Genomic DNA, 14,299 nt, shown 5'->3' on the forward strand with positions numbered 1-14,299 from the left:
ACTTAAGCTTTAAGTCCATTTTTGCTCAATAACATACTCAATGGAATTGCATCCGTAAATCGCGGAGCAAGTATCTTATCTTCTACGGCTATGGCATTCAGGTTGTAAGACGATCCAGAGTCAATTTGATGAAGACGAAGCTCCTCGATAGAACAATTAAAAGGGTTGTCCAAGTAGGGGAACTTAAATGAAAAGGTACGTGACAATATCTCTTTGTCTATCGTATCAACGTTCTCACTGAAACTCATAAGTAGTGCGTCTTTCAAGAAGTGCTTTAACGCTCGGCACTCCCCTCTACACATAATAAACAAAGGATATAACACTTCATTTTTTGTAAGCACCGGCGGTTCATCAAAGCCCATTCTCGCACTCAAACCAGCGACAAATTTAGCAAAGTGCTTTTTTTGATCCAAGTCAAAACTATAAGATGCCGTTCCACTCGAATGGCTGTTAGCTTTCAACAGCTTGAAATAGTTAATCTTTCGTCTCCAACTTAATCGTGAGTTCCATTGCGGCTCTGTCGCTATCACATCAGCATAAGGCATACCAACCAACACAAACGAGACTTTTGCTTCTTCACTTATGTATTTGAACGTATTAGCAATAGCCTGCCTTTCTTCTGCTGTAGAAAACTCCACAAGCTCTTGAATTTCATTGACGATAATCAGCTCAACAGATTTACGTTTAAGTTGCTTTACGACAGCCTCACCAAGAGCAATTTCATTACGTCGTCGGGTACCTCTTCCACCTGACTTTCCATCTAAATCGACTAAAAACTGCGTAAGCGTGTTCTGTTCATTTATGCGGCTTGGAACTCTGGTGCTAAGAACAGGTTGTTTACTCCAAGTTGAACTCGGCGGAAAGCGTGATAGATAGTTGTTAATCAAAGCCGTCTTTCCACTTCCGGCCTCACCAGTTAACAAGAAAGACTCCGGTTCACCGCCAAGGGAGTGATTAAAACGAAGCTGATCGAAAATGGAGTAGATTTCAGTTATAGCTGGATACTCGATAAAGCTGGTTTCAAAGAATTTTAGTTGCTCAAACTGTCTAGATGTTAAGTTCAAATCAATACCCCTCAATATCTTCAAAATCATCATCAGCTACTTGTTCTGAAACATCGAACACGACCGCAGCTTCTTTTTTGGCCGGAGCCGTACTGATTGAGCTTGGCCCCTCTGAGCCCACATCATTAAATTTTGCTAATTTCGAAGTGTTACCCGTTTTAGGCAAGCTACCCTTATTACTTTTGGCACTGCGGAACCTATCGGTTTCTTCCTGAATACGCTTCTTCATATACAGAAATGTATCCGCAAGCGCCTCATCATCAGCAAGCTGCTTAGTGTTAAGTCTGCGTACTTTTTGTATGCGCTCATGTTCAAAAAGGGACAGTCCTTTTGTATATCCACAGTTGTCTACCGCTGGAACTTTTATGTACCTCTTTTCCGATTCTAGGTAAACATGGATGTAGCTGATATCAGAGGGGTCTGTTTTGGTCCTAACAAACAGCTTTTTACCATTGTTAGATGCCCAATATTTACGGTATTCAATAAGTTCGGAGGACTGATAACGTAAGTTATGTAGTCTAATCCCTACCACTCCAATAGTTCGGTGTCTAAGCAAACCTAGCTCAACTCTCAACTGCTCCTTCTCAGCACCAACGTAGTAGGAGGGAGTCCATTCCGATTGGTTCCACTTGTGGTATGGAATATCACGTTCTCTTGAATCTGGTGCCATGTGGTAATAATCGACAATCCATTTATGAAGTAATTCAAGAAATACAGAAACTCTAACCACCGCATCCTTCTTTGGGTTGTAATCTTGTAGTTGAGTAGGGTTGGTGAATGTTTTTCCAGGTAGTGAATTCACTAACCCTTTATTCATCTGATCAAACAGCTTTTCGATCCCTGACTTTCGCCAAGGTTTAGCTGCTTGACTGTATTGGATGTCAGACACTAGAGGCCGTAACGAATCTTCCAAGCTTTGACTCCAAAATTCAGCACCATTATCGACAACTAAACAGTCAATTTTGCCGTGACAAGGCCATTCATTATCAATGGATGGATACCTTTGCTTTACCCAACTCTTATCTAGTAGCGAGTTCAATAGCGCCTTTCTGACAGAGTCAAAACTAGGCTCTCTAAAGTTGATACTGCACCCAACGATACATTTACTGAAGCGGTCATATAGCATCGTCAGATAGGGTCGTCCCAAAGGAATATCTAGCTCGTCATCAATCAAAATTACTGGGACTGGTGTATGGTCAATTTCGACATACTCCATTGGTTTGGTCGAAACTACTTGCTGACCAACCGAGCGAAATTCTCGGTCTGCGTATCGTTTACCAAACCTTGCAATCGCTACCTCATAAGGAGGTAAGTCGTGTATTCGATTGTAAAAAGAACGTTCAGCAATTGGTTTTATTTTCCCCTCGACAATCCCACGATTTAATTGAATCACTCGACTCTTATAGTATCGATATGCTTCAGCAGCACTTAAGCGTTCACGAGTCAGGTATACGCTGTTAATTGCTTCATCAACTAAAGATTGAGAATCGAACTCTTTTTGTCGATTGCCTTTAAACGTATGCTTAGGAATAAGCGCACATGGGTCTTTACCCGCTTCAAAGTAAGATTTTTTCCAAGTTGCTAAAGTTCGCCAACTCGGGGGAATGAGTTGTAATTCCGATTCCACAAGAGTTAAGAGAGGGTTCAAGTTTTTCTCGGTCCATCCACCTTTTAAACGCCTCTCCACGAAATCTATGATTTTAATACGACGGATAACTTCTTGCTGTACCTTCGGTGATTGAGAATCAATAGTTGAAGAGATTTCAATAGGTTCTTGAATTAGCTCTATTGGAAGCGGCTGAGACTCTCCTTCTGAAGCTTCAAACTCATCAAAGAACCCAAATATGTTATTAGAGTCCGATGGCATAGTTAGCACCAAACGTAAGTTTCGAGGCCAAAGCCAATATTGTTGACGTCTGTTTGAACTTGCCCCGAAGAGATCCAAGGAAGAGTAGAGATAAGTGTGTCCTGTTCCGATAATCCGAAATACAAAGACACCTCTTGTAGCTGCACCATTTGTTTACGTTGAATAAACGCTAACACTAACTTTTGAAACTCAGTCACAGTTCGCAATCCGGAATAACGATGCAGTAACTTAAAGTTATCTAACGTCGGTCCCATTCTAATTTGTTTCTCAGTAACCAAAACTAAGCGTCTGTTGAACTCATTCAACGCAACTCTTTGTTTCTCTTCAAATCTATTCCTGAAATCAGGTTTGAGAATCTGACTAGAGTGTTTTACTTCGAAGAGGGTTGACTGCTCGTTGTGATCTGTTACTAAAAAATCTGGGGTATATCGGCACTTACGACTATTGAACTGATAGTGGAAGCCAAAAGGTTGAGAGGTAAAACTTTTAATGTTTGCGTTATATTCGAGGTGAAAGCAGAAATCGAACTCCAAAATGGAGAGAGTGCGAACAACAGCATCATTCTTCAAGCTCATGAACTTACAGATGTTGTGTACGTGAGATGATTTCTTGGTTTGGTCGAACATAGCAAATCACTTTTGTTGTAAACCTACAACAAAAAATAGACTATGAAGACTTATGGTGCAAATATGAAGACTTATGATGCAGAAATGAAGAAAGCCTGCAATTTATGCGAACATATATTGCAGGCTTCATAAGGGGTGGGAACCCAGCCACATCCCGGCACACAAGTCACTCGCTGCGGCTGCTCCCTTCCAGGCCTGACCGAGTTCACGAGCTATTGTTGCGGGAGGACCAGGCCCCCATAGATTCGTTTTCTAAGAGGCTTGCCTCAAAGAGTGATTGGATTATTAAGCATCACAGCAACCATTGCAAGCCCTTCCACCCTATTTTTGAACAATTGCGGTCTAAGTGCTTATCCTTTATTCAAACCACTAGAAAATCGCAGGTAAATTCACCATTTACCTGCCTTTAGAAGGTTTGAATTACTCTAATACTAGATATCGATGTCTTCGTTATCTTCTGTGCGAATGATGTAGTCTGTCATCCACGCGGTACCCAATAGGCATAACCACACCACAAACACCGGACTTGGCACTTCAATGCTTGGCGTGATCACCAGAGCCGCAAAACCAACCGTGGGCAGAGTCCAACACAAGAGCTTGTTCCAACGGAAAGTTTTTAAGCGCGTCAGCGTTTCCATCGATGCCATGATACCCGTTATACACAAGGCCAACAAAGCAGCATAAGGTAAGTCGGCTATCCATAATGGAAGTATTAAGCCTAGTGACCACCAGCTGTGTCGGCTAGCAGGCTTAAGATGATTTGCCGCCCACCAAATCACGATAATTGATAAGGTTTGAAGTGTGGTAACCCACGGGACGCCTTCAAGCTTGCCTGCGGATTGCGTGACCATGATCCCGACCTGCAAAGTAGTCACAATCAGGCCGGAAATAATCACGACCGACAAACTACTGCGTCTTGAGAAGACCACCATCAATAGCGGGAATAGAACCCACGCACTCACAGAGAGCGTGATGGGTTGTAGGGGCAGCGTTAAGCCGTAAGTCGTCATGGAAACAAGCAAAGCTAATCCTGCTATCCCCCCCTGCGGCAGAATCCATAATGCAGGAATGACCATAGCAAGCACTGGGATGTCCCCTTCACTTAAACTGATTGCTCTAGCGCAAACAACGGCTAATAATGTTGTAATTAGAAATTGAAATGTCGAAAAAACCATAGCTCTCTCCTTCTACCGATCCGTGGTATTAATGAACTAGGAACATTTAGTATGGACCAATTTTTGAGCCAAATCTTTGCTGTGATTCACCAAATTCCATATGGGAAAGTAACAACTTATGGAGACATAGCACGTTTTTCAGGATTTCCGGGCTATGCGCGGCATGTAGGAAAAGCGCTGGGGAATTTACCAGAAGGAAGCAAACTGCCTTGGTATCGTGTGATCAACAGCAAAGGCGAGATCTCTTTGAAGGGGGATTCGTTCGATCGTCAAAAGAAGCATCTGGTTGAAGAAGGGATTGAAGTGAGTGACGCAGGAAAGGTCAAGCTCAGAATATACAAATGGCAGCCCTAGAGCTGCCATCTATCGAAAGACGTTAATTAAGATGCCTTAACTGTGGCATCCATTTCTAATTAACGAACACCAACCAAGCGCAGATCTGCCTGTTGCGTGTTTTCTACGTCTGTAATCACTGACTTAATCGTGTCAGTTATGAAACGCAGTTTGCCGTCAACATGAATCGATGCGCGCATGTTGTAACGGTGGTTAGGTTGAATGTTGTTGTTGTCGTAGCTCAGCTCGAATGCGAACGGTACTTGCTTACCGTCAGTGGTGAATTCTTGAGTTGCGATAACAGTAGATGGTGCGTCAGCCAGTGAAATATCTTCTAGCGTTACGGTAACCACTGCATTCTCTGGCAATGCAATTCTTTCGCGATAGCTTACTGTTCCTGAAATCACTTGAGTGTTCTCTGCAGCCACTTCCTGAGAAGCGTTCGTTTCTGATGTTGCTTGGCAGCCAACAAGTAGGCCAAACGATACTAAAGACGTAATAAGAATTAGAGCCTTTTTCATATTCAATTTCTCTCAACATGTTTGCCGGACTCGGCAAATCTACCCACCAATTATAAGAGAGCTTTCATATTCTGTCTTGAAACCCTATGATTTATTGACAGATATCTGACTAATCTTAATGATTAACACCATAATCTGACATCCATTTTACGAAGAGGAATGCTGGCGATGAGTCAACCTTTACAAGAATTACTAAGTTTACTTCAGCTAGAGAAACTGGAAGAAGGTTTATTCCGTGGGCAAAGTGAGAACCTGGGCCTGCCACAAGTTTACGGCGGTCAGGTATTGGGACAAGCGCTTTCTGCTGCTCGTTATACTGTTCAAGATGACCGCAGTGTTCACTCGTTCCACAGTTATTTTCTGTTTCCCGGCGATCCTGAAAAGCCAATTATTTACGATGTTGAGAACCTAAGAGATGGACGCAGCTTCAGCACACGCCGTGTTAAAGCGATTCAAAATGGCCGCCCTATTTTCTATCTCACAGCTTCTTACCATGGTGACGCTCCAGGTTTTGAACACCAAAATGAAATGCCAAACATCCCTGGGCCAGAGAACTTTGCCTCTGAAACTGAGCTAGCGAGCCACATTGCGGAATTTCTACCAGAGAAGCTACGTAAGACTTTCTGTGGCGAAAAGCCGATTGAGATGCGCCCAGTAACGGTTGTTAACCCGCTAAAGCCTAAAAAGACAGAAGCAAAGCAGTACCTTTGGGTGAGAGCGAATGGTGCGCTGCCAGATAACCAGCTTATTCACCAATATCTGCTTGCTTACGCATCGGATTGGGGGTTCTTAGTTACAGCGCTTCACCCGCATGAAGTATCAATCATGACGCCAAACTTCCAAGTCGCGACGATTGACCATTCAATCTGGTTCCACCGCCCGTTCAAAATGGATGAGTGGTTACTTTATGCGATTGAAAGCCCGACGGCGGCAAACACTCGCGGTCTAGTTCGCGGCGAAATCTTTAATCAGAAAGGTGAATTAGTAGCAACTGCCGTTCAAGAAGGTGTGATGCGTTTTACTAAATAACGAATAAACGCTTTTTACAAACCAAAACAGGCACAAGCAAACAAAAAAGAGAGGCTAGATTCAATACCTAGCCTCTCTTTTTAAATCTAACGTTAAATCATTACTTCGAATCCATAAGCTCTACTCAGCTTCTAGCGTAGGCTCGAATTCACCTTGCACTCGTGTTTTGATGCCATCGCCAGCGTCTCTAAGTAAATTAAATGGCGATAATACTACGCCTTTCACCGCCCCTTCTGCGGCTCCCTGAGCGAGCTCTTTACTCTTATCAGCTAACAAATTAGCTTGTGCCAAAATACCTGGAACTTCCGCTCGTAGCATTTCAGATTCAGTGACGATGACAGGAATAGTCTGTTCACGGTAAGACTTACTTTCCGCAAGCATAGGTGGCATTACGTCGACGCGATATCGTTTTAACTCAGTTAATGTCGGTGGAATAACATCAGTTCTTACCTGCTCAACTTCCGTTCGAACATTTTTGACTTCATCTAAGATCGCAGGAATTTTATTATCGACCGACACTACGGTTTGATTCACGTCATCGATCGTCTTTCTCACTTCTTCGACAGTATCTAAAACTCGAGGGGCTAGCTCGTCAACATGAGCTGCAAATTCTAGCCACTCTTCAACTTTAAGACCTTTAGTCAATACTGATAGATCTTCGATAACTTGCGGGTAAGTATCAACGATTTCACCGACTTTATTGGTAAACGAGTAGATGGTGTAACCCAAGTAAAAAATGGCGACCGCCAATACCAGCTGGATCGCGGTAGATACTTTTGCAAACATGAATAATCCTTTTCTTTTATCGTAGAGGCGAGAACTAAACTGAGAAGATATCTAAACTGAGACGATAGTTAGTGTATTACTAGGCGTAGCTTAAAGCGGCAGTGCTGTCGTGTACTTCAATGGTTCCATCGCAAACGTAGAGGTCACATTAGAAATACCATCAATACTATTCACCAAGCGCTTATAGAAATCATCAAAGCACTTCATATCTTTAACCTGAACCTTCATCATATAATCATATTCGCCAGCCATGCGATAGAACTCCATCACTTCTGGAAATTCCGACACAGTATTCACAAAACGACCATACCACTCATGAGAATGATCACTGGTTTTCACTAATACGAACGCGGTAAAGGAAAGATCCAGTTTTTCCGGGTTCAGCAGTGCGACTCTTTTCTCAATAATACCGTTCTCTTCGAGGCGCTTAAGCCTTTTCCAACAAGGCGTTGTAGTGAGATTGACCGCTTCAGAAATATCGTTCAATGACAGGGTGCTGTCTTCTTGCAGTAACCCTAATATTTTTTTATCTACGGCATCTATCACACTTTCACCAAATCGCATTTAAAGAGAATAATTTTCTACAATTTAAGCAAAACAAAGCAAATATGGCAAAGTTTTTCTCTCCGATTATGGATAAATTAGAACCATACCAATTACAAAGAATTCCTACACTCGATCAGGAGAACGCTTATGTGCACTGACCATCAATGGATTAACAACGCGATTCGTAAAATTGAAGCGGACTACCAACGCTCAGCGGATACGCACCTTATCAAGCTCGATCTACCAAGTATCGAAGGCATTGATGTTTACCTTAAAGATGAAAGCACACACCCTACAGGCTCTTTAAAGCACCGTTTAGCTCGTTCTCTGTTCTTATACGCTATCTGTAACGGTTGGGTTGGCCCAGAAACAACAATTATTGAATCTTCATCGGGCAGTACTGCGGTATCTGAAGCGTACTTTGCTCGCCTACTTGGCCTGCCGTTTATTGCGGTAATGCCAAAATGCACAGCTAAGAAGAAGATTGAGCAGATAGAATTCTACGGCGGCCAAGCGCATCTTGTTGACCGCTCAGATGAAATTTACGATGAGTCTCGCCGTTTAGCAGAAGAATTGAATGGTCACTACATGGATCAATTTACTTACGCTGAGCGCGCAACCGACTGGCGTGGTAACAACAACATCGCGAACTCGATTTTCAATCAAATGCAGATGGAAGATCACCCAGTTCCAGCTTGGGTAGTAATGAGCCCAGGTACTGGCGGTACTTCAGCGACGATTGGCCGTTTCATTCGCTACCAACAGCATGAAACCAAGCTTTGTGTTGTCGACCCTGAAAACTCTGTATTCCACGAATACTTCCAAACCGGCAATGCGAACGTGAAAGGCAGTACATTCAGCAAGATTGAAGGCATTGGTCGCCCACGAGCAGAACCAAGCTTCATTCCTGGTGTGGTTGACGAAATGCGTAAAATTCCAGATGCAGCAAGTATCGCAACGACACATTGGTTATCTGACATTCTTGGTCGCAAGGTCGGCGCATCAACCGGTACTAACATGTACGGTGTGCTTCAGCTAGCCAGTGAAATGAAAGCGCGTGGCGAAACAGGCTCTATCGTGACTTTGCTATGTGACAGCGGTGAGCGTTACCTAGACACTTACTTCAATGACGAGTGGGTAAACCTGAATATCGGTGACCTACAACCTTATGCGGCGAAGCTAGAAGCTTTCTCGCAAACGGGTGAACTGGCTTAACCACAGAACAAACAGCGACGCAAAAATAAAAAGAGCCCTGATGGGCTCTTTTTTGGTTTGTTCTATTCATCAATTTCTAGCGAGAACAAATTATTCTGGCTTCTGCTTCGCTTCAAACGCCGCTAGTTGCTCAGGTGTCGCTTTTGGTTGGTGGTTTTGTTTCCACTCATCGTAAGTCATGCCATATACGCGCTCACGAGCGTCATCGATATCCAAGCCTAGGCCTTGTTGCTCAGCTTCCGCTTTATACCACTTGCTGAAACAGTTACGGCAGAAGCCCGCCAAGATCATAAGGTCGATGTTCTGCACATCCTTATTATTGTCTAAGTGTGCTAGCAGACGACGAAAGGTTGCTGCATCTAGCTTATCTTGTTCTTCTTGAGAAAGATCTTTGTATTTAAATTCAGCCACTTTACTTTCCTTTATTCGATTTATTGTATTAATTCGTTGAGCTCTGTTTGTTATACAAAAAAAGCCTGCTATTCGCTAGGAGCAAACGCAGGCTTTTCAATATTGTTACACTATTCCATGTTCATTAACCGTGACTGGTTCTTCCCACGTTGTCATGGCTAAGCTCTTTATTAAGCTCCGCTTCCACGTGACCCGGAGAACGAGTTGAGCCAGAAATCAGTCGGTACATCGCAGGGATAACGAACAGAGTTACCAGTGTCGCAAAACCCATACCGAAGAAGATAACCGTACCCACAGCCACTCGGCTTTCATAGCCTGCGCCCGTTGAAGTAATCAATGGGATTGCACCAGCTAGCGTCGTGAATGCTGTCATCATAATTGGACGTAAGCGTCGAGCCGACGCATCAATGATCGCCTTTTCAAACTCGATACCACGGTCACGAAGTTGGTTAGCAAACTCAACGATCAAGATACCGTTTTTGGTTACCATACCGATCAACATGATCATACCAATCTGGCTGTATACGTTGAGGCCTTGACTCATCAGCACCAAGCCTAAGAAGCCACCAAAGATACCCATAGGTACGGTGAACATCACCACCAGTGGGTTAATGAAGCTTTCAAACTGCGCGGCCAGTACCAAGTACGCGACCAGCATCGCTAGCGCAAATACCACTAAGATACTTGATTGGTTCTCTTTGAAGTCTTTTGACTCGCCAGAGTAGCTCACTGAAATATCACCCGGTAGCTGTTCAATCGCTTGTTCATCAAGGAAATCGAGCGCGTCACCCAGCGTGTAACCTTCCATTAGGTTCGCCTTGATGGTCACCGATTTCTGCTTGTTATAGTGCGATAAACGAATCGATGAAGCCACTTCTTCAATGTGCGTCAACGTATCGAGTGTAACCAACTCACCAGACTGAGTTCGCATGTAGATTTGGCTTAGATCGTTGGCGTTGTTAAAGCTGTTTTCATCACCACGCAGATACACGTCGTACTCTTCACCACGATCAACGAAGGTCGTTTCACTGCGGCCGCCAAGCATGATTTCTAGCGTATCTGAAATATCTGAAACGCTAACACCTAGCTCTGCTGCACGCTGCTTATCTACGGTTACCAATAGCTCTGGTGTTTTCTCAGAGTAATCGATGTCCGCGCCTTCCATCATTGGAGAATCTTCAGCCGCTTGCTTTAAGATCTCTGCCCACTTCTGAAGTTCAGAGTAATCAGAACCGCCAAGTACGAATTGAACAGGCTCACTTGAACCACCTTTGAAGCCCGGCATGAACGGGAATACACGCACATCTGGAATGCCATTCAACGATTTACGAACTTCGTTCAACGCTTCTTGTGCTGTAACGTCACGCTCATCCCAATCTTCTAGGATCATGATGACGAAGCCCGTTTGGTCGCCCGCATTACCACCGAACGCTGGTGATTGAATACTGAATGACTTCAAGAAGCCTTGACCAAGCAATGGCATTAGACGCTCTTCAACGATGTCCATGTTGGCAGACATACGGTTGTAACTGGTTGCATCGGCACCACGAACAAACGCAAAGATAACACCACGGTCTTCTTGTGGCGTCAGTTGCGACGGCACTTGTTGCATCAAGCCATAGCTACCGCCCATACACGCGATAATGATGATTGGAGCAGCCCAACGCCAGTTTAGAGCACGGCGCAATACCGCGCGGTATCCAGACTCAAGTTTGCCAAATACGCGCTCGACAAACAGGTTGAAACGGTTTGGTTTAACGTTCGCTTTTAGGATTTTACTGCCTAACACTGGCGTTAACGTTAATGCGACTAGCGACGAGAAGATCACCGACATCGCGAGCAATACAGAAAACTCGGTAAACAACAAGCCAACCATGCCGTCCATGAACGAGATTGGTAGGAATACCATTACCAATACAAGCGTTGTCGCGATTACCGCAAAGCCAACTTCACGAGTACCTTTATAGGCAGCAAGCAGTGGTGACTCACCACGTTCAATGTGGTGGAAAATGTTCTCTACCACCACGATCGCATCATCGACCACCAAACCAATCGACAGGATAAGTGCCATCAGGGTAATCAGGTTGATAGAGAAACCGAAGTAGTACGCGGCAATAAACGACGAGATCAGAGATACAGGTACGGTTACCGCAGGAATAAGTGTTGCACGTGCTTGACCAATAAAGATATAAAGCACAAGGATAACCAAGCCACCCGTGATAAAGAGCGTGCTGTAAACCTCTGAGATCGAACGGTCGATAAACACAGTTGAGTCATAGTCGACCGCCAAACGGGTCCCATCTGGCAAGAACTTTTGAATTGCTTCGACTTCTTTATGGACTAAGTCAGCCACCTCAAGTGGGTTTGCATCTGACTGAGGCACAATACCCATACTTACGTTAACAACGCCGTCACTCTTAAAGGTCGAGTTCTCGTTTTCTGCGCCAATGTAAACATCCGCTACGTCTTTTAAGTAGATAGGTGTGTTATCAGAGGCACGTTTAACGACTAGGTATTCGAAATCTTCCGCTTCAGTGTAAGAACGAGCGGTACGAACCGACATCACAATCGCATCGTTACGTACTTCACCACCTGGGCTTTCAATGTTCTCATTGTTCAGTGCAGAAGTGATGTCCGAGGTCGTCACGCCACGACCCGCCATCTGCGCAGGTTTCAGCTTCACGTACATTACTTTGTACAAGCCACCTGAGATATCCACCGAGCTCACGCCCGAGATCAAACTAAAGCGGTCAATCAACACACGTTCGGTGTAGTCGGTTAACTGCGTTCGGTCCATCTCTGTCGAGCTTAAGTTGATGTAGACCGAAGCTTCACCACTACCATTGTTCTTGTAAACAATTGGGTCGTCGGCTTCATCGGGCAATGAACGCTGCGCACGAGCTACAGCATCACGAACATCACTCACACCGGTGTTGAGGTCGTAACCAAGCTCAAAAGTAATCGTGATACGCGACATACCGTTACGTGTTGTGGATTCGATCTCATCGATACCACTGATGCCGGATAACTGGTCTTCAAGATTGGAGGTTATTTGGCTTTCAATGATGGTGGCAGACGCCCCCTCATAACGAGTACTGATCGATACCACCGGGCTTTCAATATCTGGCATCTCACGAACTGCGAGCTTATTGAAAGAAACAATACCAAACACAACCAATAGTAGGCTCAATACGACGGCCGCTACTGGTCTCTTTACAGAAACATCAGATAACAACATTAGTTAGCGCCTTCTTGTGCTTTTTTATCGCTTGCTGCATCAGCCGGGCGATTAACGGTAAGCTCTTGAACCAAGACGCCGTCACGCATGTTCACGATACCTTGCACCACGATCTTCTGACCAATTTCGATGCCTTTGTCGATCACGACTTCGTTATCAATACGAGCCCCAAGGAAAACTTCTGTGCGAGTTGCTTTATTATCTTCGTCGATAACATAAACGAAACGCTTCGTACCTGAATACTCAAGCGCTTGAACTGGAATGATTGGCGCTTCAACTGGTGGGAAGTCCATATCCGCTGCCACTAACATGCCTGGCTTTAGATAATCATTATTGTTGTCGAAGTGGATTCGAACTCGAAGGTTCAAGGTTTCAGCGTTAATACGAGAATCAATGCCTACTACAGTACCAGAGAACTGAGTGTCGCCCCATGCACTGGTGCGAGCCGTTACTTTCATACCTTTAGACAGTTTAGAAAGGTAGCGCTCCGGGATCTGCAGATCTAATTGCATTACCGATAGGTCATCTAAGGTCACGAGTTCAGTACCTGCTGTTACCATTTTACCGCGGCTAAAGTCGATAAAACCAACAGTGCCCGAGAATGGCGCGCTGATGTGAAGATCTTTAAGATTGGCATTTGCAGCAGCTAAACGAGCGTTGGCAATCTCTACGTTCGTTTTCTGAGCGTCAATTTCTGTTTGCGTGATCGCGTTACGTTTCACTAGGCGTTGAAATTCCGCCAGCTTACGTTTCTCGTCTTTTAAATACGCTTGCGCTTCTGCAACTGCTGCTTTTGCTTTGTCGTCATCTAATTGAACCAACATCTGCCCTTTGGTGACATCTTGATTGGCTTTAATGTTGATAGAATCAACTCTGCCAGCCACTTCAGAAGTGATCATTACCGATTGCTCGGCTTCTAACTTACCGACCAACGAAAGAGATTGGCTAACTTGGTGAATATCAACCTGCTCAGTAACAACAGTGACAGAGCTAGGGCCCATACGCTTTGCAAGTACGGCTGGAGACGCCATAAGAATAGACAAGCTAAGCAGGGTTAAAACAGATTTATGCTTCATAATAATGGTCTGCAAGTAAGATTTATTATCTATAAATGAAATTAACCGTATTCTATCAACTAATGAATACTGTAACGTCAAGAAGTGTAAATCTAGATTAAATTCCATTTACGTTTCATCATGTTTTAGACACATTGAACACAATACAGAAAGCCAGTCACCTCAAGGTGTTATCTATCAGTACGTAAACCTTAGTACAGATGTTCACTTCACGAGCAATATGCGTACTTTTCGCCATCTTTGCCCAAAAAGGCAGCATTTAACACAAAACCATAAGAAAAACCCTTTACAGGTTTAGCGTGTTTGCTATGATGCGCTCCGCACTTGAGAGATGCGTTGGGAAAAACATCTCTTTAGCCTATCCATTATGAGTTAGGAAAAAACACCCTGGAGGGGTTCCCGAGTGGCCAAA

The 14,299-nt window shown here is 44.2% G+C and carries 13 protein-coding genes and 1 other RNA gene; 3 read left to right on the forward strand and 11 right to left on the reverse strand.

The window, feature by feature from the left end:
• Nucleotides 1–2: 2 nt before the first annotated feature.
• The 5 genes from A142_RS09490 to A142_RS09510 all read right to left on the reverse strand — a co-directional run bounded on the left by A142_RS09490 (nucleotide 3) and on the right by A142_RS09510 (nucleotide 4,732).
• On the reverse strand, nucleotides 3–1,097 hold the full coding sequence (locus A142_RS09490; RefSeq protein ID WP_029405289.1) for a TniB family NTP-binding protein: 1,095 nt from the start codon (nucleotides 1,095–1,097) through the stop codon (nucleotides 3–5).
• Entirely contained in the window at nucleotides 1,066–2,931 is a 1,866-nt protein-coding gene (locus tag A142_RS09495) for a Mu transposase C-terminal domain-containing protein (protein ID WP_019820393.1), read from the reverse strand. The genes A142_RS09490 and A142_RS09495 overlap by 32 nt, the downstream gene beginning before the upstream one ends.
• 2 nt (nucleotides 2,932–2,933) lie before the next feature.
• Nucleotides 2,934–3,557: a TnsA endonuclease N-terminal domain-containing protein gene (locus A142_RS09500; RefSeq protein WP_019820394.1), complete on the reverse strand. Its 624-nt coding sequence runs from the start codon at nucleotides 3,555–3,557 to the stop codon at nucleotides 2,934–2,936.
• A gap of 138 nt (nucleotides 3,558–3,695) precedes the next feature.
• Nucleotides 3,696–3,792: signal recognition particle sRNA small type (ffs, locus tag A142_RS09505), an RNA gene on the reverse strand.
• Between the two features lie 196 nt (nucleotides 3,793–3,988).
• Nucleotides 3,989–4,732: a hypothetical protein gene (locus A142_RS09510; RefSeq protein ID WP_019820396.1), complete on the reverse strand. Its 744-nt coding sequence runs from the start codon at nucleotides 4,730–4,732 to the stop codon at nucleotides 3,989–3,991.
• 51 nt (nucleotides 4,733–4,783) lie between these two features.
• On the opposite strand from A142_RS09510, the gene A142_RS09515 reads away from it, so the two are divergent.
• On the forward strand, nucleotides 4,784–5,086 hold the full coding sequence (locus A142_RS09515; protein WP_017631048.1) for an MGMT family protein: 303 nt from the start codon (nucleotides 4,784–4,786) through the stop codon (nucleotides 5,084–5,086).
• A gap of 59 nt (nucleotides 5,087–5,145) precedes the next feature.
• On the opposite strand, the gene A142_RS09520 is transcribed toward A142_RS09515, so the two are convergent.
• Nucleotides 5,146–5,586: a YbaY family lipoprotein gene (locus tag A142_RS09520; RefSeq protein WP_029405290.1), complete on the reverse strand. Its 441-nt coding sequence runs from the start codon at nucleotides 5,584–5,586 to the stop codon at nucleotides 5,146–5,148.
• Between the two features lie 168 nt (nucleotides 5,587–5,754).
• Here A142_RS09520 and tesB point away from each other — a divergent pair, with 168 nt between their 5' ends.
• Entirely contained in the window at nucleotides 5,755–6,615 is an 861-nt protein-coding gene (tesB, locus tag A142_RS09525; protein WP_029405291.1) for an acyl-CoA thioesterase II, read from the forward strand.
• Between the two features lie 120 nt (nucleotides 6,616–6,735).
• Here tesB and A142_RS09530 read toward each other — a convergent pair whose 3' ends face one another.
• Nucleotides 6,736–7,401 carry a hypothetical protein gene (locus A142_RS09530; RefSeq protein WP_019820401.1) on the reverse strand — a complete coding sequence of 222 codons (666 nt, stop codon included), beginning with the start codon at nucleotides 7,399–7,401 and terminating at the stop codon, nucleotides 6,736–6,738.
• A gap of 90 nt (nucleotides 7,402–7,491) precedes the next feature.
• Complete coding sequence (locus A142_RS09535) at nucleotides 7,492–7,965, reverse strand: Lrp/AsnC family transcriptional regulator (RefSeq protein WP_017062025.1); 474 nt, start codon at nucleotides 7,963–7,965, stop codon at nucleotides 7,492–7,494.
• Between the two features lie 129 nt (nucleotides 7,966–8,094).
• Between A142_RS09535 and A142_RS09540 the strand changes: the two genes are divergently transcribed.
• Nucleotides 8,095–9,162 (forward strand): PLP-dependent cysteine synthase family protein, encoded by a 1,068-nt coding sequence (locus A142_RS09540; protein WP_019820402.1) that lies wholly within the window; start codon nucleotides 8,095–8,097, stop codon nucleotides 9,160–9,162.
• A 90-nt stretch (nucleotides 9,163–9,252) separates the two neighbouring features.
• Here the strand turns inward: A142_RS09540 and A142_RS09545 are convergent, their stop codons facing one another.
• From A142_RS09545 to A142_RS09555, 3 genes are all read right to left on the reverse strand, one after another.
• A complete protein-coding gene (locus A142_RS09545; protein WP_019820403.1) occupies nucleotides 9,253–9,573 on the reverse strand; it encodes a DUF1244 domain-containing protein in 321 nt (106 codons plus the stop codon).
• A gap of 124 nt (nucleotides 9,574–9,697) precedes the next feature.
• Complete coding sequence (gene vexH, locus A142_RS09550) at nucleotides 9,698–12,811, reverse strand: vibriobactin export RND transporter permease subunit VexH (protein WP_019820404.1); 3,114 nt, start codon at nucleotides 12,809–12,811, stop codon at nucleotides 9,698–9,700.
• Nucleotides 12,811–13,887, reverse strand: a complete 1,077-nt coding sequence (locus A142_RS09555; RefSeq protein WP_139137168.1) for an efflux RND transporter periplasmic adaptor subunit — start codon at nucleotides 13,885–13,887, stop codon at nucleotides 12,811–12,813. The genes vexH and A142_RS09555 overlap by 1 nt, the downstream gene beginning before the upstream one ends.
• Between the last annotated feature and the right edge of the window lie 412 nt (nucleotides 13,888–14,299).

The organism is Vibrio splendidus 12E03, from assembly GCF_000272105.2.
GTDB classification, from domain to species: Bacteria; Pseudomonadota; Gammaproteobacteria; order Enterobacterales; family Vibrionaceae; genus Vibrio; species Vibrio splendidus_I.

What these genes read in the sequence shown, in the direction of transcription:
- A142_RS09490 (WP_029405289.1), bottom strand. Translation starts at nt 1,097, where the DNA reads ATGATGATTTTGAAGATATTGAGGGGTATTGATTTGAACTTAACATCT.
- A142_RS09495 (WP_019820393.1), bottom strand. Translation starts at nt 2,931, where the DNA reads ATGCCATCGGACTCTAATAACATATTTGGGTTCTTTGATGAGTTTGAA.
- A142_RS09500 (WP_019820394.1), bottom strand. Translation starts at nt 3,557, where the DNA reads ATGTTCGACCAAACCAAGAAATCATCTCACGTACACAACATCTGTAAG.
- A142_RS09510 (WP_019820396.1), bottom strand. Translation starts at nt 4,732, where the DNA reads ATGGTTTTTTCGACATTTCAATTTCTAATTACAACATTATTAGCCGTT.
- A142_RS09515 (WP_017631048.1), top strand. Translation starts at nt 4,784, where the DNA reads ATGGACCAATTTTTGAGCCAAATCTTTGCTGTGATTCACCAAATTCCA.
- A142_RS09520 (WP_029405290.1), bottom strand. Translation starts at nt 5,586, where the DNA reads ATGAAAAAGGCTCTAATTCTTATTACGTCTTTAGTATCGTTTGGCCTA.
- tesB (WP_029405291.1), top strand. Translation starts at nt 5,755, where the DNA reads ATGAGTCAACCTTTACAAGAATTACTAAGTTTACTTCAGCTAGAGAAA.
- A142_RS09530 (WP_019820401.1), bottom strand. Translation starts at nt 7,401, where the DNA reads ATGTTTGCAAAAGTATCTACCGCGATCCAGCTGGTATTGGCGGTCGCC.
- A142_RS09535 (WP_017062025.1), bottom strand. Translation starts at nt 7,965, where the DNA reads ATGCGATTTGGTGAAAGTGTGATAGATGCCGTAGATAAAAAAATATTA.
- A142_RS09540 (WP_019820402.1), top strand. Translation starts at nt 8,095, where the DNA reads ATGTGCACTGACCATCAATGGATTAACAACGCGATTCGTAAAATTGAA.
- vexH (WP_019820404.1), bottom strand. Translation starts at nt 12,811, where the DNA reads ATGTTGTTATCTGATGTTTCTGTAAAGAGACCAGTAGCGGCCGTCGTA.
- A142_RS09555 (WP_139137168.1), bottom strand. Translation starts at nt 13,887, where the DNA reads ATGAAGCATAAATCTGTTTTAACCCTGCTTAGCTTGTCTATTCTTATG.